Origin of the sequence: Georgenia satyanarayanai (assembly GCF_009193135.1) — a bacterium.
Classification (GTDB): Bacteria; Actinomycetota; Actinomycetes; order Actinomycetales; family Actinomycetaceae; genus Oceanitalea; species Oceanitalea satyanarayanai.
The window spans coordinates 41,407-65,659 of sequence record NZ_VUKC01000002.1 but is presented as its reverse complement, the minus strand read 5'-3'; the positions used below and the strand labels follow the sequence as shown (position 1 = coordinate 65,659).

Sequence of the window (24,253 nt, the reverse complement as noted above, 5' to 3'; positions counted from 1 at the left end):
CGGTGGCACCCGCCGGGGTGTGGGACCATGGCACACGTGCGACGCGGAGACGGACGGCTGAGTCACGACCTGCTCCCGGGGGAAGCCCCTCCCCAGGACGAGTGCGGGGTCTTCGGGGTCTGGGCGCCGGGCGAGGAGGTCTCCCGCCTCACCTACTTCGGCATCTACGCCCTGCAGCACCGCGGCCAGGAGTCTGCCGGCATCGCGACGAGCAACGGCGAGCAGCTCCTCGTCTACAAGGACATGGGTCTCGTGTCCCAGGTCTTCGACGACCAGACGCTGTCCGCGCTGCAGGGGCACATCGCCGTCGGGCACGTGCGCTACGCGACGACGGGCGCCAGCGCGTGGGAGAACGCCCAGCCCACCCTCGGTCCGGCAGGGACCGGCACCGTGGCCCTGGGCCACAACGGCAACCTCACCAACACGCGCCGGCTCATGGAGCTCGTGCGCGAGCAGTCGGGGACGGACCTGTCCGGCGAGCTCGGACGGGGCAGCTCCACGGACACCGCCGTCATCACCGCCCTGCTGTCCGGGACCGCCGACGAGGGCACCCGCTCCCTCGAGGCGACGGCGATGAAGGTGCTCCCGCTCCTCGAGGGCGCGTTCTCCCTCGTCTTCATGGACGAGCACTCCCTCTACGCCGCCCGCGACCCGCACGGCTTCCGGCCCCTCGTGCTCGGCCGGCTGCAGCGGGGCTGGGCGGTCGCGTCGGAGACGGCGGCCCTCGACATCGTCGGCGCCACCTTCGTGCGGGAGATCGAGCCCGGCGAGCTCGTCGTCGTCGACGAGGACGGGCTGCGCTCCCAGCACTTCGCCGCGCCCAGTCCGCGCGGCTGCGTCTTCGAGTACGTCTACCTCGCCCGACCGGACACGCAGATCGCCGGCCGCTCGGTCAACGCGGCCCGCAGCGAGATGGGCCGGGTGCTGGCCCGTGAGCACCCCGTCGACGCCGACCTCGTCATCCCCACGCCGGACTCGGGCACACCGGCCGCCATCGGGTACGCGCAGGAGTCCGGCATCCCCTTCGCGCAGGGGCTGGTGAAGAACGCCTACGTCGGGCGGACCTTCATCCAGCCGACCGACACGATCCGCCAGCTCGGGATCAAGCTCAAGCTCAACCCGCTGCGCGAGGTCATCGCCGGCAAGCGGCTCGTCGTCGTCGACGACTCCATCGTCCGCGGCAACACCCAGCGCGCCCTCGTCCGGATGCTGCGCGAGGCCGGGGCGGCGGAGATCCACGTCCGCATCTCCTCCCCGCCGGTCAAGTGGCCGTGCTTCTACGGCATCGACTTCGCCACGAGGGCCGAGCTCATCGCCAACGGCATGAGCATCGAGGAGATCCGCGCGTCGCTCGGCGCCGACAGCCTCGGCTACATCTCGACCGACGGGATGATCGAGGCCACCGCCGTGCCCCGCGCACGGCTGTGCACCGCGTGCTTCACCGGCGAGTACCCCGTGCCCGTGGAGGACGCCGAGGCCGCGGCCGAGCGGCGTGACTACCAGGTCCTCCCGCCCCGGCACCCGGGGTCCCTGACGATCGCTGGAGCGCAGTGAGCACCGAGAACCGAGCCCCCATCAGCTACGCCGCGGCGGGCGTCGACACCGAGGCCGGTGACCGCGCCGTCGAGCTCATGAAGGGCGCCCTGCGCGCCACCCACGGGCCCGAGGTCGTCGGGGGCGCCGGCGGCTTCGCCGGTCTCTACGACGCCTCCGCGCTGCGCGAGTACCGCCGCCCGCTCCTCGCGACCTCCACCGACGGCGTCGGCACGAAGGTCGCGATCGCCCAGGCGATGGACGTCCACGACACGATCGGGCACGACCTCGTCGGCATGGTCGTCGACGACATCGTCGTCGTGGGGGCCAGGCCGCTCGTCATGACCGACTACATCGCCTGCGGGCGGGTCGTGCCCGAGCGCATCGCCGACATCGTCCGCGGCATCGCCGAGGCCTGTGCCCTCACCGGGACCGCGCTCGTGGGCGGGGAGACGGCCGAGCACCCCGGCCTCCTCGGCCCTGACGAGTACGACGTCGCGGGCGCCGCCACGGGCGTGGTCGAGGCCGACCGCGTGCTGGGCCCGGAGCGGGTGGCCGAGGGCGACGTCCTCGTCGCGCTCGCCTCCTCGGGGCTGCACGCCAACGGCTACTCCCTCGTCCGCCGGGTCCTCGAGGTGAGCGGCTGTTCGCTGGAGCGCGAGGTCGCCGAGCTCGGGCGCACCGTGGGGGAGGAGCTCCTCGAGCCCACCCGTCTCTACACGCGGCTGTGCCTCGAGCTCGCGCAGGACGACGGCCTCCACGCCCTCTCGCACGTCACCGGGGGCGGGCTCGCGGCGAACCTCGCCCGGGTGCTGCCCGCCGGGCTCGTCGGCCACGTGGAGCGCGGCTCGTGGCAGGTCCCGGCCGTCTTCGACGTCGTGCGACGTCTCGGGCCGGTCGAGTGGTCCGACCTCGAGCAGACGCTCAACCTCGGTGTCGGCATGGTCGCGGTCCTCGCCCCCTCCACGGCGGAGCAGGCCGTGCGGGCCGCTCGGGCGGCCGGCATCGACGCGTGGCAGCTGGGCACGGTGGAGCGCCTCACCGACCGGGACGACGACGTCGTCACCGGCACCAAGGGCATGCGGGGCGGCGCCGTGCGGATGCACGGCGAGTACCGCAGCTGAGAGTCGCCGTCAGCCCAGGTCGCCGCGTCCCCCATGGGGGAGCGGCGACCTGGGTGTCGCTGTCACGCCGTCGCCGTGGGCGACGGTGAACCTTAGTCCGAGCGGAGACGCCAGTCGTCGTCATCCTCTGCGGAGGGGATCTCGAAGTCGTGCATGTCCCGGTCATGGCTCTGCGACGTGAGCTCTCTCTCGAGCGCTCGGTAGTCGGTCTCCGGGCTGTAGTACTTCAGCCGGCGAGCGACCTTCGTCTGCTTGGCCTTCTGACGGCCGCGCCCCATGGCGTCGACCCCCTCCAACGTAGAAGAGGGGCAGGCACCGACGGTGTCAGTGCGGCCCCATTTATGTGGTCATGGTTCGTGGTGCCCACGGTACATGGTCGAGCGTGGGTTCGACCATCCAGCGCACGTGCGGCGGCTCACTCCGCCCACCGGCCCCACGTCCGGACCGTCGGCCGACATGGGACCTTCGTCCGCTTTTCGCCCGAAACGGGCGAGTTACCGTGAGTGATCTGGCGGGTGAGCCGGCCCGGGCCGTGACGGAACTGAGGTGCACCATGGACGACAACCTCCGCGAGGAGACGCTGCTGACCCCGGGGGAGGTGGCAGCGCGGTTCCGGGTGGATCCCAAGACGGTCACCCGGTGGGCGAACGCGGGCAAGCTCACCGCGGTCCGTACGCTCGGTGGGCACCGGCGCTACCGGCGCAGCGAGGTGGACGAGCTGCTCCTGGCGAGCGGCATGAGCGCGCAGCGCACCGCAGGCTGAGCGGGGGCGCGCGCCAGGGCCTCCCGGGACCCTGCGCGCGTGCGGTGGTGGGGGCTCAGCGGGAGCGGCGTGCCGCCACCGTGAGGACGGCGGCGAGGGCGGCCACCCCGGCGCCGACGATGCCGATGGCCCTGGGGTCCCCGCCCTTGGCGTCGTCCAGGAGCGACTGGGCCTTGGCCTCGGCTCCCTTCGCCGCGTGCCTGGCGGACTCGCCGGTGCGCCCGAGGGCGGCCTTGAGGCTCGACCTCGCCTCCTTGATCTGCTCGCGCGGGTCGAGCATCGAGCTGAGCTCGTCGACGGAGCCGGCCAGCTCCTGGCGGGTACGGGCGAGGTCCGCCTGGATCTGCTCGGGGGTGCGCTTGTCCTGGTCGCTCATGAGCTGAGCCCCTTCTTCACGGCGTCGAGGTCGGCCTTGAGGTTGGCCTTGGTCTCCTCGGCGGAGGGCGCCTCGCCCGACTGGAGCATCTTCTTGCCGACGAGGGCGATGATGCCGGCGACGACGAGGAGGACGACCGCGACGATGAGCGCGGACAGCCACGCCGGAAGCGCCTCGGCCAGACCCAGCACCGCGGTGGTGATGAGGAGCGCGAGGGCGAAGAAGCCGAGGAGGCCGGCGACGGCGAACATCGCCGCTCCCGCGCCGACCTTCTTGGCCTTGGCGGCCGCCTTGACCTGGATGAGCTCGAGCTCCCCGCGCAGGATGCGCGAGAACTGGTCGGAGATCCTGGCTACCAGCTCACCGACGGTCGGGCGGCCGGGCGGCTGCTGGCCGGTCCCGAGGTGCTGCGGTCCCGCAGTGCTCACGCGTCTCCCTCTTCTCCGCGCCGAAGCGCCGTTGACGTGCTGTCGGTCGTTGCTGCCCCATGATCGCGGGGATCGGCGCGCCGTGCACGTCCTCGCCCCGCGAGCCGCTCCTGGACCGTCCCCTGCGGCGCGGTGCGCGCCCGGGTGTCCGTCCGGCGTCGAGCGGGTGAACGGGTGATGTCTCGGAGTGTGAGACGTTGACGGCGACGTGGCCCGTGCCACATGATGAACGGGCCTACCCCTCCACTGCGCGCGTCGGCGCGCGCACGAAGACGCCGGCCCGAACGGCCGGAGAAGGAGCACCCGTGAGCCGAGTTCCCCGCAGGTCCGCCGCCCGTGGCAGAGGGGGTGTGGCCGCGGTCGGAGTCGCTTCCCTCATCCTCACCCCGCTCGTCGCCGTCACCCCAGCGGCCGCGCTCATGAGCACGGGACCCGTGTTCATCAGCGAGATCCACTACGACAACGCCGGCACCGACGTCGGTGAGGCGATCGAGGTCCAGGCACCGGTCGGGACCGACCTCAGCGGCTGGCAGATCGTCCTCTACAACGGCAGCAACAACACGGCGTACGGCCCGCGGACCCTGTCCGGCGTCGTCGGCGACTCCGGCGTCGTGGTGGAGGAGTACCCGACGGACGGGATCCAGAACGGCAGCCCGGACGGCGTCGCCCTGGTCGACCCCGAGGGGACGGTCGTCGAGTTCCTCTCCTACGAGGGCGTCATGACGGCCGCCGACGGTCCGGCCGCCGGGACGGCGAGCACGGACATCGGCGTCGCCCAGACGAACACCACCCCGGTCGGTGAGTCGCTCCAGCGCATCGACGGCGTGTGGACCGGCCCGCTCGCGAGCTCCTTCGGCGCCGTCAACAGTGCGGCCGAGGACCCCGACCCCGACCCCGACCTCGAGCCGGGCCCGGTGACGCCCATCGCGGAGATCCAGGGCACGGGCAGCGAGACCCCGCTGCTGGGCCAGACCGTCACCACCCGCGGCGTCGTCACCGGCGTGTACCCGGAGGGCGGCTTCAACGGCGCGTTCATCCAGACCGCGGGCACCGGCGGTGACCTGGACGGGCACGACGCCTCGCACGGCATCTTCGTCTTCGGCGGCGGCACCGGCCTCGCCGGCGACGTCGAGCTCGGCGAGGTCGTCGAGGTGACCGGCACCGCCGGCGAGTACTTCGGCCTGACCCAGATCGGTGCGGCGAGCTACAGCGTCCTGGACGAGGTGGCCGAGGACGTCGTCCCGGCGCAGATCCCCCTGCCCGGAGTCGAGGACCGGGAGGCCTTCGAGGGCATGCTCCTCGCCCCGCAGGGCGACTTCACCGTCACCGACACCTACCACACCAACGTCACCGGCTGGGTGGGCCTGGCGGCCGGCACCGAGCCGCTGCGCCAGCCCACCGACGTCGTGCGCCCCCGCACCGACGCCTACGACGAGCTCGTCGCCGCGAACGCGGACCGCGAGATCCGGATGGACGACGGCTCCAGCTTCAGCTGGACCAACTTCGACTTCGAGGACCACAACACCCCGGTCGCCTACCTGACCCCGGACAACCCGGTCCGCGTCGGTGCGCCGGTCGAGTTCGAGCGTCCGGTCATCCTCGACTACCGCCGCACCGTCGCCAACCAGGACTCCACCTGGGCGCTGCAGCCCCAGACGCGTCTCACCGGTGCCAACGCGGCCGAGGTCCAGCCGATCAGCTGGGAGAACACCCGCCCCGAGGTCCCGGGCGAGGTCGGCGGGGACGTCACTCTCGCCACCTTCAACGTGCTCAACTACTTCACCAGCCTCGGGGACGAGGAGGCCGGCTGCGGCTTCTTCGAGGACCGCCTCGGCAACCCGACGACGGCCCGGGGCTGCGACGTCCGCGGCGCCTACGACGCCGCGAACCTCGCGCGGCAGACCGAGAAGATCGTCACCGCCGTCAACGCCCTGGACGCCGACGTCGTCGCCCTCCAGGAGATCGAGAACTCGATCACCTTCGTCCCCGGCGACGCCCCGGCGGACCGGGACCACGCCCTGGCCGACCTCGTCGACGCCCTCAACGCGGGCGCCGGCGAGGACCGGTGGGAGTACGTCGCGTCGCCCGCGGAGTTCCCCGCGGCGGAGGACGTCATCCGTAACGCCTTCATCTACCAGGTCGACGCCGTCGCCCCGGTGGGGGGCACCGAGATCCTCCTCGGGAGCACGGCGTTCGCCAACGCCCGGGAGCCCATGGCCCAGGAGTTCGCGCCGGTCGACGAGTCCGGTGAGGTCATCGAGGGGGCCGAGTCCTTCGTCGTGATCAACAACCACTTCAAGTCCAAGGGCTCAGGTTCCGGCGAGAACGCCGACCAGGGCGACGGGCAGGGGGCCTCCAACCCGGACCGCGTCCGCCAGGCGCAGGCACTGGTCACGTTCGCCGACGAGGTCGCCGCGAACGCCGGCACCGAGCTGGTCCTCCTCGCGGGTGACTTCAACTCCTACACCCAGGAAGACCCGATGCAGGTCTTCTACGACAACGGGTACACCGACCTCGGCGACGAGCTGACCGAGAAGTCGACCTACTCCTTCGGCTCGATGGTCGGCTCGCTCGACCACGTCCTCGCCAGCGAGGCGGCCACCGCGGCGGTGACCGGCGCGGACATCTGGAACATCAACGCCTACGAGTCGATCGCCTTCGAGTACAGCCGGTACAACTACAACGTCACCGACTTCCACGACTCCTCGCCCTACCGGTCCAGCGACCACGACCCGATCATCGTGGGCCTCGACCTCGTCGCGGACGAGCCCGGGCCGACGGTCGACATCAACCTGCTGGCCTTCAACGACTTCCACGGCCGGCTGTTCGACTACGTGACGGACCGGGAGACCGGCGTCGTCACCAACGACACGCTCGCCTTCGCCGGCACGATCGAGGAGCTGCGGGCCGCGGAGGGCGAGGAGAACACCGTCCTCTTCTCCTCCGGCGACAACATCGGCGCCTCCCTGTTCACCTCCTCCCTCCAGGAGGACGAGCCGACGATCGAGATCCTCAACGCGCTCGACCTGGCGACCTCGGCCGTGGGCAACCACGAGTTCGACGCCGGCTTCGACAACCTCACCGGCCAGGTGAGCGACTGGGCCGACTTCGAGTACCTCGGCGCCAACGTCTACGGCGCAGACGGGGAGCCCGTCCTGCCCGAGTACGCGACCGTCGAGGTCGAGGGGGTCCGGGTGGCGGTCATCGGGGCGGTCACCGAGGAGACCCGCAGCCTCGTCAGCCCGGGCGGTATCGAGGGGCTGACCTTCGGTGACCCGGTCGAGGCGGTCAACCGGGTCGCGGCCCAGCTCACCGACGGCGAGGAGGACAACGGCGAGGCCGACGTCATCGTCGCCGCGTACCACGAGGGTGCCGGCTTCGACGAGGACAGCTCGACCCTCGAGGAGGAGGTCGCGAGCAGCGAGGTCTTCGCCTCCATCGTCAACGGCACGAGCGCCGAGGTCGACGCGATCTTCACCGGGCACACCCACAAGGCCTACGCCTGGGACGGCCCCCTCCCCGGCGCCGAGGGCACCACCCGCCCCGTCATCCAGGGCGAGAGCTACGGCGAGTACGTCTCCCAGGTCGTCCTCACCGTCGACCGCGAGACGGGCGACGTCGTCGACTACACCCACGGCAACGTGCCCGCGACCGCCACCCACTGGGAGGAGCTCGTCGAGACCTACCCCCGTGTCGAGGCCGTCAAGGAGATCCTGGACGCCGCGCTCGCGCAGGCGGCGGAGATCGGCAAGGAGGTCGTCGGTGAGGTGACCGCCGACATCACGACGGCGCACACCACCGGTGCCACCGGCCAGCCGGTGCGGGACGACCGCAGCCGCGAGTCCACGCTCGGCAACCTCGTCGCCGATGCGCTGCGCGACACCCTGAGCGAGGAGCGCCTGGGCGCCGCCGAGATCGGGGTCGTCAACCCGGGCGGTCTCCGGGCCGAGCTGCTCTACGCGGCCGCCGGGGAGGAGCAGGACGGGGAGGTCACCTTCGCGGAGGCCAACGCCGTGCTGCCGTTCCTCAACGACCTGTGGACCGTCACCCTCACGGGCGAGCAGTTCACCCAGATGCTCGAGCAGCAGTGGCAGCCGGACGGGAGCTCGCGGCCCTTCCTGCACCTCGGCCTGTCGGACAACGTGTCCTACACGATGGACCCGACGGCGCCGCGCGGTGAGCGGATCACCTCCGTGACGATCGACGGCCAGCCCCTCGACCCCGAGGCGGACTACCGCGTGGGCACGTTCTCCTTCCTGGCGCAGGGCGGTGACAACTTCACCGTCTTCGAGGATGGCGCGGACGTCCAGCAGACGGGGCTCATCGACCGCGACGCGTGGATCGCCTACATCCGGGAGAGCTCGCCGCTGTCGCCCGACTTCGCGCGCCGCGCGACGGTCGTCGACCCGCTGCCGAGTGAGCTCGTCGCCGGCGAGGAGGTCTCCTTCGAGGTGTCCCAGCTCGACCTCACCTCGCTGGGCAGCCCGGACAACACCGAGCTGGCCGTCTACCTGGTCGGCGAGGACGGCGAGCGGGGCGAGGCCGTGCACACCGCCCCCGTCACCGACGGCGCGGCCACGGTCACCTTCACGGTCCCGGCCGACCTCGACGGCGGGTACACCCTGGAGATGGAGGCCGCCCCCAGCGGCACCACCGTCCGGGTGCCCGTGACGGTCGAGGGCGGCGAGCCGCCGGCGCAGCGGTTCGGCTTCTTCCTGTCCAACGACTGGTCCGGGACCGCGCACTACGCCTTCCAGTACGGCAGGCGCACCGACGAGGTGCTCATCGGCGACTGGGACGGTGACGGGCGCGACACCATCACGGTGCGCCGCGGGAGCCGGTACTTCGTCAACGACGCGCCCCGGGGCGGGCCCGCGACGAGCGTCTTCACCTACGGCAGGGACGGCGACGTCGTCCTCGTCGGCGACTGGGACGGCAACGGCGTCGACACGCTGGCGGTGCGCCGTGGCGCGCAGTACCACGTGAAGAACTCCCTGCGTGGCGGCGACGCCGACCACGTCATCACCTACGGCCGCGCGAGCGACGCCGTCGTGGTCGGGGACTGGGACGGCAACGGCACGGACACCTTCGCGGTGCGCCGTGGCGCGACGTACCACGTGAAGAACCGCATCGCCGGTGGCGACGCCGACGTGGTCTTCACCTACGGCCGGCCCGACGACGTCACCCTCGCCGGGGACTGGGACGGCAACGGCACGGACACCTTCGCGATCCGGCGCGACCGGGAGTTCCACGTGAAGAACTCCCTGCGCGGCGGCCCCGCCGACTTCGCGATCGTCTACGGACGCTCGGGTGACGAGGTGTACGTGGGCGACTGGAACGGCGACGGCCGCGACACCCTGGGTGTGCGTCGCCCCCCGGCCTCCTGACCTCGTAGCGCACGAGCGGGGGCCTCGCACCGACCAGGTGCGGGGCCCTCGCCCGCTGCGGCTGCCGCGCAGGCCGGCAAAGGAAAAACCCCCGCACGAGGCGGGGGTTTCTCGGTGTGGCTCCGACCGGCGTCGATCCGGTGACCTTTCGATTTTCAGTCGAACGCTCTACCAACTGAGCTACAGAGCCTGGTGAGCGAAGGCCCGGCCAGAACTCTGACCGGGCCTTCCGCCGCGACCCCGACGGGACTTGAACCCGCGACCTCCGCCGTGACAGGGCGGCGCGCTAACCAACTGCGCTACGGGGCCTTGTGGTAAGGCTTCCTGCTGTACTTCTGTCGTGCTGGTTCGTACCCCCAACGGGATTCGAACCCGTGCTACCGCCGTGAAAGGGCGGGGTCCTAGGCCGCTAGACGATGGGGGCCCGTTCGGACGCCCGTGACGCCGAGGCGCCCCAAGACCTCCATAAGCATAGGGGGAAGAACGGCGTAGGAGCAAAACGCCTCGGTGTGGTCTGCGGCACGTCCCCGGACGGCCTGCCGGGGCGCCGGGGGTGTGGGTGATGATGGGCCCATGGTCGAGATGTCCCGCGCGGAGTTCGAGGAGGCCGTCAGTGACGGCCTGGACCTCGTGCCGCCCGAGCTGACCGCGCAGATGGACAACGTCGTCGTCCTCGTCGAGGACGAGCCGCCGGCCGACGCGGGTGACCCCGACCTGCTCGGCCTCTACGAGGGCACCCCGCTGACCGAGCGGGACTCCTGGTGGGCGGCCGGCTCCCTGCCCGACCGCATCACGATCTTCCGCGGCCCGACGCTGCGCATGTGCGAGAGCGTCGAGGAGGTGGTCGAGGAGGTCGCCGTGACGGTCGTCCACGAGATCGCCCACCACTTCGGCATCGACGACGAGCGACTCCACGAGCTCGGCTGGGGCTGACGTGGGCCACGACCACCACCGCACCGCCGCCGCGGCCCACCGCTCCCGGCTCCTCGCGGCCTTCCTCGTCACGGCCACCGTCATGGTGGTCGAGGCCGTCGGCGGGTGGCTCTCGGGCTCGCTCGCCCTGCTGGCCGACGCCGGGCACATGCTCTCCGACACCGCCGCGCTCGGCCTGGCGCTCGCCGCCACGTGGATCGCCTCCCGTCCCGCGCGGGGCAGGTGGACCTTCGGCTGGCAGCGCGCGGAGATTCTCGCCGCGCTCGTCAACGGCGTCATCCTGCTCGTCGTCGGGGTGGTCGTCATCGTCGAGGGCGTCAGCAGGTTCGGCACCGAACCGGAGATCCGCACGGGCCTCATGGTCGTCGTCGGCGTCGTCGGGCTCGCCGCCAACCTCGTGTCCCTCTGGCTGCTCAGCGGGGGCCGCGGGGAGAGCCTCAACGTCCGCGGCGCCTACCTCGAGGTGCTCGGGGACCTCCTCGGCTCGGTGGCCGTCCTCGTCGCCGCTGCCGTCATCGCCGTGACCGGGTGGACCCGGGCCGACGCCGTCGCCTCCGTCGCGCTGGGCGCGTTCATCGTGCCGCGCGCGCTCATGCTCCTGCGCGACGTCGCCCGGGTTCTGCTCGAGGCCGCCCCGGAGGACATGTCGCTCGGTCGGCTGCGAGGGCACATGTGCGAGGTCGAGGGGGTCGTCACGGTCCACGACCTCCACGCCTGGACCATCACCTCCGGTGTCCCGGTCGTCTCCGCGCACGTCGTCGTCGAGGACGACGTGCTCCGCCCCGAGCGGTTCTGCGTCGTGCTCGACGCGCTCCAGCAGTGCCTCGAGGGCCACTTCGACGTCGAGCACTCCACGCTCCAGCTGGAACCGCGCGGCCACAAGGCGACCGAGGTGCGGCTTCACGACTGAGTGTCAAGGAGGCTTGACAATTGATGTCAATGATCCTTAACATCGAGCGATGAGCCGACGCGCAGCCACCGTGGGCGGCACGGACAACCCGGTCCGCAGGCACCGGCGTGCGCAGCGCCTGACGCAGGCGGAGCTCGCCACCGCGGTCGGTGTCAGCCGGCAGACGGTCATCGCCGTCGAGCAGGGGGACTACGCGCCGTCGGTCTACCTCGCGCTGCGGATCGCCCGCGCGTTGAGCGCCACCGTCGAGGAGCTGTTCGGCGAGGACGAGAACACCACCCCAGGAGAGGCACGACGATGACGAGCACCCGCGGAGCACGGGACCGGGCGGCCGACCGCCTCCTGGCGCTGGACAGCGCCGGCTACGGGGACGAGCGTGAGCGCGCCGTCTTCATGGAGGCCAGCACCTTCGGCTTCATGCTGGCCATCTACGTGTCGATGGCCGTTGCGGTCGTCGGGGCGGTGCTCGGGCAGCTGCTGCTGCCGGTGCTCCTGCTGGTCCTCGTCGGCCTGCAGAGCGGGGCGACGATCTGGTACGCCGGGCGCCACGGGGTGGACGTGAGCGAGCTCGCCTTCCGTGCTGAGCCAGGCCTCAAGCGGAACGCCGGCCTTGCCGTGTTCGGCGGCTTCGCCGTCGTCCTCGCTGCCCTGGCCTGGACGGTGTTCACCGGGCACGGCCTGGTCGAGCTGCCCGCCCCGGACCTCGACTCGGGCCCGCTCGCCTCCATGGTCAAGGGCGGCGTCATCGGCGGCGGGGGCGGGCTGCTCGTCGGTGCCGTCGTCATGGCCGTCAAGGACCGGCGCAGTCGGCGCGCCGGCGGTGCGCCGGCCGAGGAGGAGCCGGTCGCGGACGTCTGACGACGGCGGCTCAGCGGGTGGCGGCGGCCTCGCCCTGGTCGTCGGTGATCTCCCCGCTGGGCCTGTCGTCGTTGGAGCTCATGACCGTGCCGGCTCCGACGTCCACCGAGACGGCAGCGGAGCCGCGGCCGGTGAAGCTCGGCAGCTCGGCGTTCCCGGGCTCGTCGTAGGGGGCGGTGAGCAGGGTGGCGGTGGCCCAGCCGCGGGTGAGGAGGTTGTGGTCCGAGCCGGGCTCCTCGACGGCGTCCACGCCGGAGTAGGTGAGCATGACGTAGTTCTTGCCCTTCTCCTTCACCCGAGCCTGGACGGCGCCGAAGCTCGCCAGCCGAGCCGGGCGCAGGCCGCGCAGCTGGTCGGCGGGGATGTCGGGCACGTTGACGTTGAGCACCCGCTCCTCGTCCGGGCCCTGCTCGCGCAGCCAGGCGAAGGCGTGCGTGGTGACGAGCCGGGCGGTGTCCCAGTGCTGCGGCTCGGCCGAGGCGATCGACACCGCCAGGGCCGGGATGCCCTGGGTGGCCGCGGACAGGGCCGCACCCACCGTGCCGGAGTGGAGCGTGGCCCGCCCCGTGTTCGCGCCGAGGTTCACCCCCGACAGCACGAGGTCGGGGCGCTGGCCGAAGGCCCCGTAGGCCGCGACGAAGGCGATGAGGGCGGGAGCGGCCTTGACGCCGAAGGCGGGCACGCCGTCGGGCAGGCCGGGCGGGCGGGCGTCGACGAGGGCGAGACGCCCGTCGACCTCCTGCGCGGTGAGGGACGCGCTGGCCCCCGAGTACTGGCGGTGCGGCGCCGCGACGACGACGTCGCAGCCCGCCTCGAGGGCGACGTGCGCGAGCACGACGAGCCCGGGGGACAGGATGCCGTCGTCATTGGTGATCAGGACCCTCACGCCTCACTCCTCCCCGCCCTCGGACACGACCTCGATGCCGATGCGGTCCGCGAAGCGTTCGATCTGCTCCCGGCGGCCCGTCCCCAGCCCGCGGCGCGTGACGTTGAGCGCTCCGGCCGCGGCTCCCAGGCGCGCGGCCTCGCCCACGGTGGCGCCCCGGCCCAGCGCGACCGCCACCCCGGCCGTCATCGAGTCCCCGGCGCCGCGGTGGTCCAGGGGTGTGACGACGGGCCCGACGAGCAGTCGCGTGGACTCGGCCGTCACGAGGAGGGTCGGCTCGCCGGCGCGCGAGATGAGCATGGCCCCGACGCCCTGCTTGACGAGCCCCCGGCCCGCCGCCTGCAGCTCCTCGAGGGAGTCGCCGGTGGTGAGACCGGCGGCCTGGAGCTCCTCGTGGCTCATCTTGAGGACCGTGGGGCCCTCCGCTGCGGCCGCCCGGGCGGCGTCACCGGAGAGGTCCGCGACGATCGGCTTGTCCACGCTGCGCACGTCGCGCACGAGGCGCGAGAAGAAGCGCGCGGGCAGCACCCGGTCCGGCTCCGCTCCGGTGAGGACGAGGACGTCCGACTCGAGCGCCTCGACGAGGACCGTGCCGTAGAGGTCGTCGAGCTCGTGACGGGTCAGCTGCGGGGGCACCATGTGGGCGAGCGTGGCGCGGTCCCCGCCGCGGCGGTCGTGCACGTAGGCGCCGTTGCCCGCGTTGTAGGGAACGGCCCGCACGGTGAGCCTCTCCTCGGTGAGCATGTGGGCGAGCACGGCGCCGACCTCGCCGCCGAAGGGTCCGCACACGGTGACGTCCGCGCCGAGCGAGATCGCCATCCGGGCCACCCACAGACCCTGGCCGCCGGGGTGGAGGTGGAGGTCGGCCGAGTGCTCGTACTCCTCGTCCTCACCGGGCTCGACCTCGACCATGAGCAGGGGGGTGGGCGCGAGCACGCACAGCCTGGGCCGGTGCGCCGCCTGCTGCTCCATGGCGTGAGCCTAGGACCGCGCGAGACAGGACGCAGGGGGAAGGTGCACACTGTGGCGATGGAGGCGACGGCAGGCCGGGCACGCCGGGCCCCGGGGGCGCCGCCGGTACGGGTCCTCGAGGGCCAGGCCGGCAGTGACGCGGCGGCGCACGCGATGCGTGCCTACCTCGCCGAGCTCAGTGACCGCCTCGACATCGACCCGTCGTTCGCGGACGCCGCCGACCCGGCCGAGGTCACCCCGCCGCGCGGGGACTTCATGCTGCTGAGCGAGGTCGGCACGGGTGCCGTCGTCGGATTCGGGGCGGTGCACGTGCTCGAGCCCGGGGTCGTGGAGATCCGGCGGATGTGGCTCAAGCCCGACGTCCGCGGCCGCGGGCTGGGCCGGTTCCTCCTCCGCTCCCTGGAGAACCGCGCCCGTTCGCTCGGCGGGCAGCGCGTGCTCCTCGGCGTCAACGAGTCCCTCGTCGAGGCCTGCGGGCTCTACCGGGCCAGCGGCTACGAGCCCGTCGAGCGGGACGAGGACAACCCCTACGTCACCCACGTCTTCGGCAAGCAGCTCGTCGAGCCACGCCCGGGCGCCCCGACGTGACTTCCCGGCCCGAGCAGGCGCAAGATGGGGACATGAGCACCGAGAACCAGCGCGTGGCGTTCACCAAGGTGGCGCTGAGCGAGGAGGAGTGGCGCGAGCGCCTCTCGCCCAAGGAGTACCACGTCCTGCGTGAGGCAGGCACGGAGCGGCCGGGCACCGGCGAGCTCCTCCACGAGAACCGCGCCGGCGTCTACAGCTGCCGCGCCTGCGGGGCCGAGCTCTTCCGCTCGACCACGAAGTTCGACGCCCACTGCGGGTGGCCGAGCTTCTTCTCCCCGCAGGACTCCGAGGCGGTCACCCTCCTCGAGGACCGCACCCTGGGCATGGTCCGTACCGAGGTGCGCTGCGCCCGGTGCGACTCCCACCTGGGCCACGTCTTCCCCGACGCCCCCCAGACCCCCACCGGGGACCGTTACTGCATGAACTCCGTGGCGCTCACCTTCGAGGAGCGCTGAGAGGCCGCCCGTGCTGGTCGTGACGTCGAACATCCAGCACGGGCACCCGCTCGTCGGCGACGCGAGCTCCGCCGAGCGGCTCGCGGCCGCGTTCCGCGACCTGCCCGGTGACCTCCTCGCCCTCCAGGAGGTCGACAAGGGCCAGGCCCGCAGCGGCCGCATCGACGAGACGGCCGTCATCGCCGAGACCCTCGGCTTCCGCTGGCACCGCTTCGCCGCCGCGTTCGCCGGGTCCACCCGAGGGCTGCGCCGCCGCCCCGTCCCCTCCGACGTGCCCGACGACGCCGGCTACGGCGTCGCCCTCCTCAGCCGCTGGCCGGTGAGCTCCTGGCACGTGCGGCCGCTGCGGCCGGGACCGGTCCGTGTCGCGCCCGCCGCCACCCGCCTCGGCTTCCAGGTGCGGCTCGACCAGCCGCGTGTCCTGCTCGCCGCCGTCGTCCAGGCGCCCTTCGGCCCGGTGACGGTGGGCTGCACGCACCTGTCCGTCGCCCCGCCGGTGGCCCGGCGCCAGCTGGCCGAGTCGGCGTGGGCGCTGCGGACCCTGCCCGGCCCGCACCTCCTGCTCGGCGACCTCAACATGGGGCCCGACGACGCCGCCCGCGTGACGGGGATGAGCGGGCTGGCCCGGGCGGCCACGTTCAGTGCGCGCCGCCCGCGCCGTCAGCTCGACCACGTCCTCGCCGGACCGGGCCTGCGTGCCCCGAGCGGGGCGAGCGCGGTGCGTCTGCCGGTGTCGGACCACCTGGCGCTCGCCGTCGACGTCGAACCGGTCTGAGACCACTCGGAGTGCGGGCCCCCAGCGCCCGTGCCACGATTCCGGACGAACACCCGGCGTCACCCCAATGGTGCCGCCCAGTGAGTGGAAGGAATGCCATGGAGATCATCGGTCTCATCATCTTCGGAGCCGTCATCGGCGCGCTCGCCCGGCTGTTCATGAAGGGCGACCAGAACCTCGGCATCCTGTGGACCATCATCCTCGGTGTGCTGGGCGCCCTGGCCGGCTACTGGCTGGCCGGTGTCCTGGGCGTGGACGACACGGGCGGTATCGACTGGATCCGCTGGGCCATCTCGGTCGTCGCCGCGATCCTCTTCATCAGCATCTACCTGGGCATCACGAACAAGGGCAGCGCTCGACGCCGCTGAGCCTGACGGCGACGCCGGCCGGTCCCACTGGGGCCGGCCGGCGTCGTCGTGTCAGCGCCCGCCGCCGCCCCCTCCGCCTCCGCCCCCACCGGAGAAGCCGCCACCACCGCCCCGCGAGCCCGAGCCGCCCGAGGAGCCGGGGGTGGAGGACAGGGTCCGGCCGGCGGTGGAGGAGAAGGAGGACAGGGCACTGCCGAGGGTGGTGAAGCTGCCGCCGTGGAAGCCGTGCGCCCCGACGTACCAGGTGGGCCGGGCCACCTGGTGGCCGTGGGCCTCGAGCCGGGCGAAGATGCCGGCCCAGCGCTCGGCCGCGTCGTAGACGATGGCGTAGGGCAGGTAGCGGGAGAAGATGTCCTCGCCCTCCTCGACGCGCAGCTGGTGGGCCTCCGCCGTCGTGAGGTAGAGCCGGAAGCCGCGGGACTGCTCGTGGAGCGCCCGGCCGACCGGTGTGCGCTGCTGTCGTGCCCTCCGGGTCAGCCCCCAGGCGAGGAGGAACGCGGCGAGGACGACGCCGGCGACGAGGACGAGGACGATGCTCGCCGGTCCGCTCGCGGCGGCCCCGACGATCCCACCGCCGATGTTGAGCACGACGAAGCCGATGATGACCAGGGGCAGGAGAGAGGCCACCGAGCCCTGCGTCGCGGGTCGCAAGCGCCCGGTGAAGAGCCCGGCCAGGCCGGCGGCGAGCTGCCGGCGGGCGGTGCGCAGCGTCCCGGCGAAGGTGTTGCGCAGCTGCGACATCTGCACCTGGCTGCGGCCCGCGAAGATCTTCTCGAGGAGCGTGCGCTCGTAGTCGCGCAGCGCGCCGCGTGCCGCCTCGGGCGTCGCGACGAGCAGCCAGTCGTTCGTCCTCCCGCGCCAGCTCGTGCCCGCCTCCCGGATCTGGAGGAAGCCGCGGACCGCGAGGTCGATGAGCGTGGCCGAGACGTGCGTCGTCGTCGCCGTCTTCTCGTCGAGGGTGCCGACCTCGCCGGGGCGCAGGTCGTCGGGCGGGGTGAAACGGACGGCGACGGCGGGGTCGTCGCGCAGGACCTCCACCCGCGGCGTCGTGCCCGGCGCCGGCAGCACCCCGGGCGGCAGGTCGGCGAAGTGGAGGTCGCGTCCTCGCCGCACGCGGAACACGGCGAGGACCACCGGTCCCACCATGGCGAGCGGCGCCAGCCAGGCGAGGTTGTCCCGCACGAAGCGGGCGGCGGTGGGGGCGGCGCCGTCCCCGGCCCACAGCAGCCGCTCGGGGCGGTCCTCGAGGATCGGCTCGACCGCCCCGAAGGTGCCGGCCGGGTAGGCGGCCACGACGGTCACCCCCGAGCCTGACGGCAGGTGACCGCTCGTCGCCCGCACCCGGCCGCCGTCGGCGTCCAGGGAGGCGCACTCGGCGGTCGACCCGCGGCTGCCCTCGTAGCAGGCATGGTCGACGACGTCGGCCGGGCCGGTGACGGTGACCGTCGCCTGCTCGATGGGCACGTCCCAGTCGTGGCCGGTGGCGTTCCAGTACAGCTCGTCCCGGTCGGGGACGGTGGGGTCGTCGCGGACCGCGTTGAGGGCGCCGTCGACCGTGTAGCGCAGGACGTAGGTCTGCCGGCCGCTGCGCCGGTCCTCCGAGCCGTCCGGGGCGCCGACGTCCACGCGCACCCGGGCGCCCTCGTCGGTGGGCCACACCCCGGCGGGCGCGCCCGTGGGGCTGGCGGCCGTGAAGCCCCCGTACTCGTAGACCCGCACCTTGTCCGGGTCCGGCTGGTAGTCGAAGCGTGAGTCGAGCACGCGGGTGAGGCCCAGGCCCTGCCGCGAACCGAAGTCCCAGTCGTAGGTCTCGGTGACCGCCAGCGTCCCGTCGGGGCGCACCTCGATGGTGATGTCCAGCTGCCGGACGACGTCCCCGCTCGCCGCCGTCGCGGCCGGCGGGAGGAGCAGCAGGCCGGCCAGAAAGAGGGTGAGGACTGCGAGAAGGCGCGGGGCACTGGTCACGCGAGGCACGCTATCGCGCGGCAGGTCACACACATGCCCCGGCACAGGAAGGCCCCGTAGGGCATACTGGACGCCGTGGGCACCGCGTATCGCGAGCCCGGCGTCGTCGAGTTCGATGCAGCGGTCATCGCTGCGGATCCCGTTACGGCGAACTCCGACCGATCTTCTCAGCCTGAAAGGCACCCTTGACCTCCTTCGCGTCCTTTGACCTGCCCGCGCCCGTCGTCCAGCACCTCAGCGACACCGGCATCACGGCCCCTTTCCCCATCCAGTCGGCGACCCTCCCGGACACCCTCAAGGGCCGGGACGTCCTCGGCCGCGGGCGGACCGGCTCCGGCAAGACCCTCGCCTTCGCCCTCCCGCTCGTCACCCGGCTCGCCGGCCGCCGCCGCACCTCCAAGCGCCCCAGCGGCCTGGTCCTCGTGCCGACGCGTGAGCTCGCCAACCAGGTCAACGCCGTCGTCGAGCCGCTCGCGACGTCGCTCGGCATGGTGACGACGACGATCTTCGGCGGCGTCAACCAGACCCGGCAGGTGAACGCACTGCGCTCCGGCGTCGACATCGTCATCGCCTGTCCCGGCCGCCTCGAGGACCTCCTCGGTCAGGGCATGCTCTCCCTCGACGACGTGCAGGTCACCGTCCTCGACGAGGCCGACCACATGGCCGACCTCGGCTTCCTGCCCGGCGTCAAGCGGATCATGGACCGCACCCCGCGCACCGGTCAGCGGATGCTCTTCTCCGCGACCCTGGACAACGGCGTCGACGTCCTCGTCAAGCGCTACCTCACCGACCCGCTGCACCACGCCGTCGACAGCGCCGAGTCGCCCGTCGCGGCGATGACGCACCACGTCCTCGCCGTCTCCGGCGCCGACGACAAGAAGGACGTCGTCCAGGCCCTGGCCTCCGGCACCGGCAAGCGGGTGCTCTTCACGCGCACCAAGCACCAGGCCAAGCGTCTGGCGAAGCAGCTGACGGCCGCCGGCGTGCCCGCCGTCGACCTGCACGGCAACCTCACGCAGCCGGCCCGTGAGCGCAACCTCGCGGCCTTCTCCACCGGCACCGTGCGCGTGCTCGTCGCCACCGACATCGCCGCGCGCGGCATCCACGTCGACGACGTCGAGCTCGTCGTCCACGTCGACCCGCCCGCGGAGCACAAGGCCTACCTGCACCGCTCCGGGCGCACCGCCCGTGCCGGCTCCGGCGGCGACGTCGTCACGATCATGCTCCCCGAGCAGGCCGGCGACATGCGCACGCTGACCCGGCAGGCGAAGATCTCCGCGAAGCCGGTCAAGGTCCGCCCCGGGGACCGGATGATCGCCGAGCTCGTCGGTGAGGTCGCCCCGCTCGTGTCCCCGGCCGAGGCCGCGGCGACCGTGCCGAGCGCGCCGCAGCAGCAGCGCGGCACCGGTGGCGGCAACGGTCGTCGGCGCGGTGGGCGCGGGCGCGCGGCGTCCTCGGCCGGCGCCGAGCGTGCGCCCCAGGGCGGCGGGCGGTCCGGTGGTGCGGGTGCGCCGCGCGGCGGCAGCCGCGGAGGCGCGAGGACCGGCGGCACGAGCCGTGGTGCCGGTTCGCGAGCCGTGTACTCCTCCACGACCGGTCAGGGCTCGGTCGACTCGCGCCCCGCGCAGGGCGGCGGCCAGGGCCGCAACCGTGGCGGCCGCCGTGCGACGTCCGGCGTCCGCAGCGTCTGAGCTCACGCCCGGTCAGCCGAGCGGGGCGAACGCCTCCGGCTGCGCGGTGAAGCGGCGGTGGAACGCGGCGTAGAGGACCTCGTCCTCCGGGACGGCGTCCGAGTACAGGTCGTTGCCCCGCTCCTCGAGGGCGTCGACCGCGTCGTCGGGCATGCCCTCGGCGTCGGCAGCGTCCGCGGCGTAGGCGGTGACGGCGTCGGCGAGGTCCTCCAGGCCGAGCCACCGGAAGCCGGTGACCGCGCCGTCGAGCTCCTCCGGCTCCAGTCCCTCGACGGCGTGGAGGAGCCCGCCGTTCATCGCCATCCCGTGGAGACGGAGCACGTCGCGCAGTGCGCCGTCACCGACGCGTGCCGCGCCGTCGTCGCCGTCCATGTCGAGCGCGCGGTCCCAGATCCTGTCAGCGTGGTTCACGGCGCCACTGTAGAGGCGCCGTGAACCTCACCGGCGGCTAACGCTGCGGCGGCTTCTTGCGGCTGTCCCGGACCTTGGCGAGCATCTCCTTGGCCTTGCGCTGGTTCTCGGGCTTGGCGGCCTGGCGCTGGACGATCTGCAGCGCCTTCAGGGCGATACCACCTCGAACGGCCTTGCGCAGGAATCCCATCGTGCCTCCTCGTGTGCATGGCCGGCGGGTCTCGTCGGCGTGCCGACGAACGTACGAGGCGATCCTCGCGGGCGCCAGCCGAACGGGGCGGCGCTACACCGTCCTCGTCGGTGACTCGGTGTCCGCCTCGTCGCGGGACAGGTAGAGCTCCACCATGTCCGGGTGTGCGACCCGGACCTCGTCGCGCGGGTCGAACGTCACGGTCTGCTCGTCGGTGACCACGACGACGCCCTCGGCCCCGCGGTGGACCTCACGGACCGGGAACAGCCGCTCACCACGTGGACCGACGCCCACGAGCACGTCGCCCGGGCCGAGGGCCTGGGCGAGCTTGACCGTGCTCTCGTACGTCTCCATGTCCTTCACCTGGTCGGCGCCGTGGGTCGTGGGCGAGCCCTGGGCTGGGCCGTCCCAGCATGCACCAGGATCGGCGAGCCTGCCTCCAGTGGGCCCCGTGGGACTCGAACCCACAACCTACGGATTAAAAGTCCGCTGCTCTGCCCATTGAGCTAGAGGCCCGGGACCCGGTCCGTGCGGGGCCGGCGTCGCCACAGCACAGGGTACGCGGCTCCCCTCACGCAGCCGGCGCCCGTCGACCCTGCCCGGTTGCGAGGTGCGGGATCGGGTCGCACCGTAGAGGTGGTGCTGAAAGGTGCCGCCGTCCGCTCCGAGGGGGAACCATGCTCAGCCTCACCGACAACGCCAAGGCTGCCATCAGCGGCATCACCTCCCAGTCGGGCCTGCCGAGGTCCGGCGGGGTGCGGATCTCCCTCGCCCCCGACGCCGACCAGGTGGAGATGAGCCTGTCGCCGCAGCCGGAGCGCGGGGACGACGTCATCGAGGAGGACGGCGCCCGGGTCTTCGTCGAGGAGGCCGCCTCCCCGCTGCTCGCCGAGCACCTCCTCGACGCGGAGACCGGCCCCGAGGGTGTGGGTTTCGCCCTCCGCAAGGCGAGCTGACCAGGGCAGTGGACGGTCGCGAGCGGCCCCGACGGCCCGCCATCCTCGACAACAAGGACGCCGAGCTCATCTGGGGCGACTCGGACCCGGCGCTCGCCTTCGAGGCGGCCCACTCCACGGCCAACGCCGTGCTCTTCGGCCCCAGCCACCTCGCCGAGGACGAGCGCCTCGCCGAGCGCGTCGGCGCGATCATCGACGCCGAGGGCCTGGACGAGATCGCCGGGCTCTGGGCGCGCAGCCCCGCGACCACGCTGCCCGGTGCGCTGTGGCGTCTCTACCTGCTGCGCGCCTGGCTCGAGCGCGACCCCGAGACCATCACGATGCGTTTCCGCGCCGGTACGGCGCAGACGGCCCCGGGGGAGGCGGCGTCGGACGGCGAGCCGCGCGACGCCGTCGTGGCGCCGCAGCCGCCCGTCCTGGACGAGCGGCTCGCCCAGCTCTTCGCCGGGACCAGCGAGGTCGACCTCGCGGACCTGCTCGAGCAGGCCGCGGCCTTCCTGCGCGTGCTGTCCGACGGTGCGGCGAGCGACCCGCGCTGGCACACCCACGACGACGCCGCCGCCGGCCCCGTCACGAGCCGGCCCCACGCGCTCGCCGCGACGGCCGACGAGCTCGACGCCGCGGCCACCCGGGCCCGGGCGGGCCGGCTCGACTGACTACCGGCGTCGCGCGCGCAGCGCGCGTGCCAGGGCGAGCACGGCGATCGCACCGACCACCTGCCCACCGAGGATCACCCGGTTGAGGTCGAGCGCCGGGTGCCAGCGCACCACCCCGTCGCGCACCGTGTAGACGCCCACCGGCCTGGCGTGGACGGCAAAACCGCCCCCGCCCCCGGAACCCTCGCCGGTGCCGCCCTGCTCGGTGCCGCCGAGCGCGCCCGTGCCGTAGCCCATGCCGCTGGCGCCGACGACCTTGGCGACCGGGATGACGAGCGAGCCGCCCGACTCGTAGGCCTCCCCGAAGACGCGTCGCACGTGCAGCGCGTCACCGGCCGTCTCGACGGGCCGGTTCGCGGGTGTCTCGTCCATGGCAGTGGTCCCTCTCCTCGGGTGGGCGGGCCAAGCACACCACGGACGGCGGGCGGGCGGAAGAGCGACCCCGCGCGTGCCGGACGGGGGAGGTGTCTCGTAGCATCGGGGAGGTTCCGGTCGGTCCGTCCGGGACGGACCACCGAGAGGGGGACCGATGGAGCGCAAGCACCGCCGCCCGGCCATGCTCGACGCGCAGACCGCCGAGCGGATCGTCGGTGACGTCGACCCGGCGCTGCGCTCGCAGGCCGCCCACACGACGGCCGCGGTCCTCGTCGGTCGGGGGCGCGCCGGTGCGGAGGACCCCGAGCTCGTCTCCCGCCTCGTCTCGCTCGTCGACACCGAGGGCCTGGACACCATCGCCGCGCTGTGGTCCCAGAGCCCCTCGACCACCCTCCCCGGTGCCCTGTGGCGCCTGTACCTCATGCGCGAGTGGGTCCGGGCCGACCCTGCCCGCGTCGCCGACCGCTTCTCCCTCGGCCGCCACCGCGCCGAGGTCGCCGGTGTCATCGCCGGCGTCGTCGAGCCGCCCGGCCCCAGCGACGTCGCCCAGCTCGCCGACGCCGTCCTCGCGGGCGTCTACGAGGGCGACCTCGACGTCGCGCTCGACCGTGCCGCCGCGTTCATCCGCGTCGTCGCCACCGGCTCCGCCCTCGACGCCGACTGGATCGACGACGACGAGCTCGCCGGCCGCCTCACCCGCCGGGCCTCCGCGCTGCTCCGCACCGCCGAGGAGCTCGAGCACGCCGCGGACATGTGGCGCGTCGGGACCCTGGACTGATGGGCACCGGCCTCACCGGCCCGGCCTCCGCGGACGCCGTCCTGCGTCTCGCCGCCACGGTGACCGCCGCCGACGGCGTCGCCCCACTGAACGAGCAGAGCCTCCTCGCCGTGCGCCACGGCACGGGCGGGCACCGACACCGCTGGCTCGCCGAGGGGGAGGAGCTCCTCGCCTACGCCGTCGTCGACCCCGAGGGCAGCGGTGAGCTGTGCGTGCACCCCGGTCACCGTCGCCGCGGCCTGGGACGGCACCTCCTCGACACCGTGCTCGACGACGCCCCCGCCGTCGCGCTGTGGGCGCACGGCGACCTGCCCGGCGCCCAGGGCCTGGCCCGCGCCGCCGGGCTGCGCGTCACCCGTGAACTGTGGCAGATGGCCCGCGACCTCACGCCGGCCGCGGGGACGGCGCCGGCGGGGCAGCCGACGGGCGTCGAGGTGCGGACCTTCGTCGTCGGGCAGGACGAGGACGCGTGGGTCGCCCTCAACGCGCTCGCCTTCGCCGACCACCCCGAGCAGGGCCGGCTCACCGTCGCCGACCTGCGCCAGCGGCAGGCCGAGCCCTGGTTCGACCCCTCGCTCCTGTGGCTCGCCCACGAGGCCGGGCGGCCGGACGCGCTGCTCGCCTCGATGTGGGTCAAGCCCGACGGCGACGACGCGGAGATCTACGCCCTCGGGGTCGCCCCGCGGGCCCAGGGCCGCGGCCTGGGCGGACACCTCACCGCCCTCGCCCTCGACGAGATGCGGCGCCGGGGCTTTCGCCGGACCACGCTCTACGTCGAGGGGGACAACACGGCGGCGATCCGCACCTACCGCCGCGCCGGGTACGACCGCTCCTCGCTCGACGTTCAGTACGCGCGCTGAGGTGGCAGCATGGCC

General features: G+C 73.1%; 27 protein-coding genes and 4 tRNA genes. 17 read left to right on the top strand and 14 right to left on the bottom strand.

The genetic code is table 11. From position 1 onward, the window contains the following. Positions 1-36: 36 nt before the first annotated feature. Together purF and purM are read left to right on the top strand one after the other, a co-directional pair. On the top strand, positions 37-1,554 hold the full coding sequence (gene purF / locus GD632_RS02850; RefSeq protein WP_226924469.1) for an amidophosphoribosyltransferase: 1,518 nt from the start codon (positions 37-39) through the stop codon (positions 1,552-1,554). Then, positions 1,551-2,657 carry a phosphoribosylformylglycinamidine cyclo-ligase gene (gene purM, locus GD632_RS02845; protein WP_152188520.1) on the top strand — a complete coding sequence of 369 codons (1,107 nt, stop codon included), beginning with the start codon at positions 1,551-1,553 and terminating at the stop codon, positions 2,655-2,657. The genes purF and purM overlap by 4 nt, the downstream gene beginning before the upstream one ends. A 92-nt stretch (positions 2,658-2,749) precedes the next feature. On the opposite strand, the gene GD632_RS02840 is transcribed toward purM, so the two are convergent. Continuing rightward, complete coding sequence (locus GD632_RS02840) at positions 2,750-2,935, bottom strand: DUF3073 domain-containing protein (protein WP_152189272.1); 186 nt, start codon at positions 2,933-2,935, stop codon at positions 2,750-2,752. 275 nt (positions 2,936-3,210) lie between these two features. Here GD632_RS02840 and GD632_RS02835 point away from each other — a divergent pair, with 275 nt between their 5' ends. Further along, complete coding sequence (locus GD632_RS02835) at positions 3,211-3,420, top strand: BldC family transcriptional regulator (protein WP_152188518.1); 210 nt, start codon at positions 3,211-3,213, stop codon at positions 3,418-3,420. A gap of 55 nt (positions 3,421-3,475) precedes the next feature. On the opposite strand, the gene GD632_RS02830 is transcribed toward GD632_RS02835, so the two are convergent. Next, positions 3,476-3,796 (bottom strand): DUF3618 domain-containing protein, encoded by a 321-nt coding sequence (locus GD632_RS02830; protein WP_152188516.1) that lies wholly within the window; start codon positions 3,794-3,796, stop codon positions 3,476-3,478. Beyond that, positions 3,793-4,224, bottom strand: a complete 432-nt coding sequence (locus GD632_RS02825) for a phage holin family protein (protein WP_152188514.1) — start codon at positions 4,222-4,224, stop codon at positions 3,793-3,795. The genes GD632_RS02830 and GD632_RS02825 overlap by 4 nt, the downstream gene beginning before the upstream one ends. A gap of 305 nt (positions 4,225-4,529) precedes the next feature. Here GD632_RS02825 and GD632_RS02820 point away from each other — a divergent pair, with 305 nt between their 5' ends. Beyond that, positions 4,530-9,611, top strand: a complete 5,082-nt coding sequence (locus GD632_RS02820) for an ExeM/NucH family extracellular endonuclease (protein ID WP_226924468.1) — start codon at positions 4,530-4,532, stop codon at positions 9,609-9,611. A gap of 117 nt (positions 9,612-9,728) precedes the next feature. On the opposite strand, the gene GD632_RS02815 is transcribed toward GD632_RS02820, so the two are convergent. The 3 genes from GD632_RS02815 to GD632_RS02805 form a co-directional block, all read right to left on the bottom strand. Beyond that, positions 9,729-9,801: transfer RNA gene (locus tag GD632_RS02815), tRNA-Phe, on the bottom strand. A 45-nt stretch (positions 9,802-9,846) separates the two neighbouring features. Next, a tRNA-Asp gene (locus tag GD632_RS02810) sits at positions 9,847-9,920 on the bottom strand. A 42-nt stretch (positions 9,921-9,962) separates the two neighbouring features. Then, positions 9,963-10,035 (bottom strand) — tRNA-Glu (locus GD632_RS02805). Between the two features lie 149 nt (positions 10,036-10,184). Between GD632_RS02805 and GD632_RS02800 the strand changes: the two genes are divergently transcribed. The 4 genes from GD632_RS02800 to GD632_RS02785 are packed head-to-tail and all read left to right on the top strand — an operon-like array spanning position 10,185 to position 12,312. Then, on the top strand, positions 10,185-10,544 hold the full coding sequence (locus tag GD632_RS02800; protein WP_152188512.1) for a metallopeptidase family protein: 360 nt from the start codon (positions 10,185-10,187) through the stop codon (positions 10,542-10,544). 1 nt (position 10,545) lies between these two features. Continuing rightward, positions 10,546-11,454 (top strand): cation diffusion facilitator family transporter, encoded by a 909-nt coding sequence (locus tag GD632_RS02795; protein ID WP_152188510.1) that lies wholly within the window; start codon positions 10,546-10,548, stop codon positions 11,452-11,454. A 49-nt stretch (positions 11,455-11,503) separates the two neighbouring features. After that, a complete protein-coding gene (locus GD632_RS02790) occupies positions 11,504-11,755 on the top strand; it encodes a helix-turn-helix transcriptional regulator (protein WP_152188508.1) in 252 nt (83 codons plus the stop codon). Beyond that, entirely contained in the window at positions 11,752-12,312 is a 561-nt protein-coding gene (locus tag GD632_RS02785) for a hypothetical protein (protein ID WP_152188506.1), read from the top strand. Before GD632_RS02790 ends, GD632_RS02785 begins: the two co-directional genes overlap by 4 nt. A 10-nt stretch (positions 12,313-12,322) precedes the next feature. Here the strand turns inward: GD632_RS02785 and surE are convergent, their stop codons facing one another. Together surE and GD632_RS02775 are read right to left on the bottom strand one after the other, a co-directional pair. Further along, positions 12,323-13,198 (bottom strand): 5'/3'-nucleotidase SurE, encoded by an 876-nt coding sequence (surE, locus tag GD632_RS02780; protein ID WP_152188504.1) that lies wholly within the window; start codon positions 13,196-13,198, stop codon positions 12,323-12,325. A 3-nt stretch (positions 13,199-13,201) separates the two neighbouring features. Then, on the bottom strand, positions 13,202-14,170 hold the full coding sequence (locus GD632_RS02775) for a 1-phosphofructokinase family hexose kinase (protein WP_152188502.1): 969 nt from the start codon (positions 14,168-14,170) through the stop codon (positions 13,202-13,204). 57 nt (positions 14,171-14,227) lie between these two features. Between GD632_RS02775 and GD632_RS02770 the strand changes: the two genes are divergently transcribed. The 4 genes from GD632_RS02770 (at position 14,228) to GD632_RS02755 (ending at position 16,356) form a co-directional block, all read left to right on the top strand. Continuing rightward, the gene (locus GD632_RS02770; RefSeq protein ID WP_152188500.1) at positions 14,228-14,758 is read left to right on the top strand and encodes a GNAT family N-acetyltransferase; all 531 of its coding nucleotides are present in this window, start codon (positions 14,228-14,230) and stop codon (positions 14,756-14,758) included. Positions 14,759-14,790: 32 nt separating this feature from the next. Further along, positions 14,791-15,213, top strand: a complete 423-nt coding sequence (gene msrB, locus GD632_RS02765; protein ID WP_152188498.1) for a peptide-methionine (R)-S-oxide reductase MsrB — start codon at positions 14,791-14,793, stop codon at positions 15,211-15,213. A gap of 10 nt (positions 15,214-15,223) precedes the next feature. Then, the gene (locus tag GD632_RS02760) at positions 15,224-15,988 is read left to right on the top strand and encodes an endonuclease/exonuclease/phosphatase family protein (RefSeq protein ID WP_152188495.1); all 765 of its coding nucleotides are present in this window, start codon (positions 15,224-15,226) and stop codon (positions 15,986-15,988) included. A gap of 98 nt (positions 15,989-16,086) precedes the next feature. Next, entirely contained in the window at positions 16,087-16,356 is a 270-nt protein-coding gene (locus GD632_RS02755) for a GlsB/YeaQ/YmgE family stress response membrane protein (protein ID WP_152188493.1), read from the top strand. A 51-nt stretch (positions 16,357-16,407) separates the two neighbouring features. On the opposite strand, the gene GD632_RS02740 is transcribed toward GD632_RS02755, so the two are convergent. After that, positions 16,408-18,321 (bottom strand): DUF2207 domain-containing protein, encoded by a 1,914-nt coding sequence (locus tag GD632_RS02740; RefSeq protein WP_193311315.1) that lies wholly within the window; start codon positions 18,319-18,321, stop codon positions 16,408-16,410. A 185-nt stretch (positions 18,322-18,506) separates the two neighbouring features. On the opposite strand from GD632_RS02740, the gene GD632_RS02735 reads away from it, so the two are divergent. Then, the gene (locus GD632_RS02735) at positions 18,507-20,012 is read left to right on the top strand and encodes a DEAD/DEAH box helicase (protein ID WP_152188491.1); all 1,506 of its coding nucleotides are present in this window, start codon (positions 18,507-18,509) and stop codon (positions 20,010-20,012) included. 12 nt (positions 20,013-20,024) lie between these two features. Here the strand turns inward: GD632_RS02735 and GD632_RS02730 are convergent, their stop codons facing one another. The 4 genes from GD632_RS02730 to GD632_RS02720 all read right to left on the bottom strand — a co-directional run bounded on the left by GD632_RS02730 (position 20,025) and on the right by GD632_RS02720 (position 21,129). Next, on the bottom strand, positions 20,025-20,423 hold the full coding sequence (locus tag GD632_RS02730) for a hypothetical protein (RefSeq protein ID WP_152188488.1): 399 nt from the start codon (positions 20,421-20,423) through the stop codon (positions 20,025-20,027). A gap of 37 nt (positions 20,424-20,460) precedes the next feature. Beyond that, positions 20,461-20,613 (bottom strand): hypothetical protein, encoded by a 153-nt coding sequence (locus tag GD632_RS15865; RefSeq protein ID WP_193311314.1) that lies wholly within the window; start codon positions 20,611-20,613, stop codon positions 20,461-20,463. Positions 20,614-20,706: 93 nt separating this feature from the next. Continuing rightward, the gene (locus GD632_RS02725; protein ID WP_152188486.1) at positions 20,707-20,967 is read right to left on the bottom strand and encodes a hypothetical protein; all 261 of its coding nucleotides are present in this window, start codon (positions 20,965-20,967) and stop codon (positions 20,707-20,709) included. A gap of 89 nt (positions 20,968-21,056) precedes the next feature. Then, a tRNA-Lys gene (locus tag GD632_RS02720) sits at positions 21,057-21,129 on the bottom strand. 161 nt (positions 21,130-21,290) lie between these two features. Here GD632_RS02720 and GD632_RS02715 point away from each other — a divergent pair. Together GD632_RS02715 and GD632_RS02710 are read left to right on the top strand one after the other, a co-directional pair. Beyond that, positions 21,291-21,569 (top strand): hypothetical protein, encoded by a 279-nt coding sequence (locus GD632_RS02715; protein ID WP_152188484.1) that lies wholly within the window; start codon positions 21,291-21,293, stop codon positions 21,567-21,569. Positions 21,570-21,577: 8 nt separating this feature from the next. Continuing rightward, on the top strand, positions 21,578-22,225 hold the full coding sequence (locus GD632_RS02710) for a hypothetical protein (protein ID WP_152188481.1): 648 nt from the start codon (positions 21,578-21,580) through the stop codon (positions 22,223-22,225). Here the strand turns inward: GD632_RS02710 and GD632_RS02705 are convergent, their stop codons facing one another. After that, positions 22,226-22,597 carry a spore germination protein GerW family protein gene (locus GD632_RS02705; RefSeq protein WP_152188479.1) on the bottom strand — a complete coding sequence of 124 codons (372 nt, stop codon included), beginning with the start codon at positions 22,595-22,597 and terminating at the stop codon, positions 22,226-22,228. A gap of 157 nt (positions 22,598-22,754) precedes the next feature. Between GD632_RS02705 and GD632_RS02700 the strand changes: the two genes are divergently transcribed. Both GD632_RS02700 and mshD read left to right on the top strand, forming a co-directional pair. Next, positions 22,755-23,378: a hypothetical protein gene (locus tag GD632_RS02700; RefSeq protein ID WP_152188477.1), complete on the top strand. Its 624-nt coding sequence runs from the start codon at positions 22,755-22,757 to the stop codon at positions 23,376-23,378. Then, positions 23,378-24,238, top strand: coding sequence for a mycothiol synthase (mshD, locus tag GD632_RS02695; RefSeq protein ID WP_152188475.1), 861 nt, complete (start codon positions 23,378-23,380; stop codon positions 24,236-24,238). Before GD632_RS02700 ends, mshD begins: the two co-directional genes overlap by 1 nt. Positions 24,239-24,253: the final 15 nt, after the last annotated feature.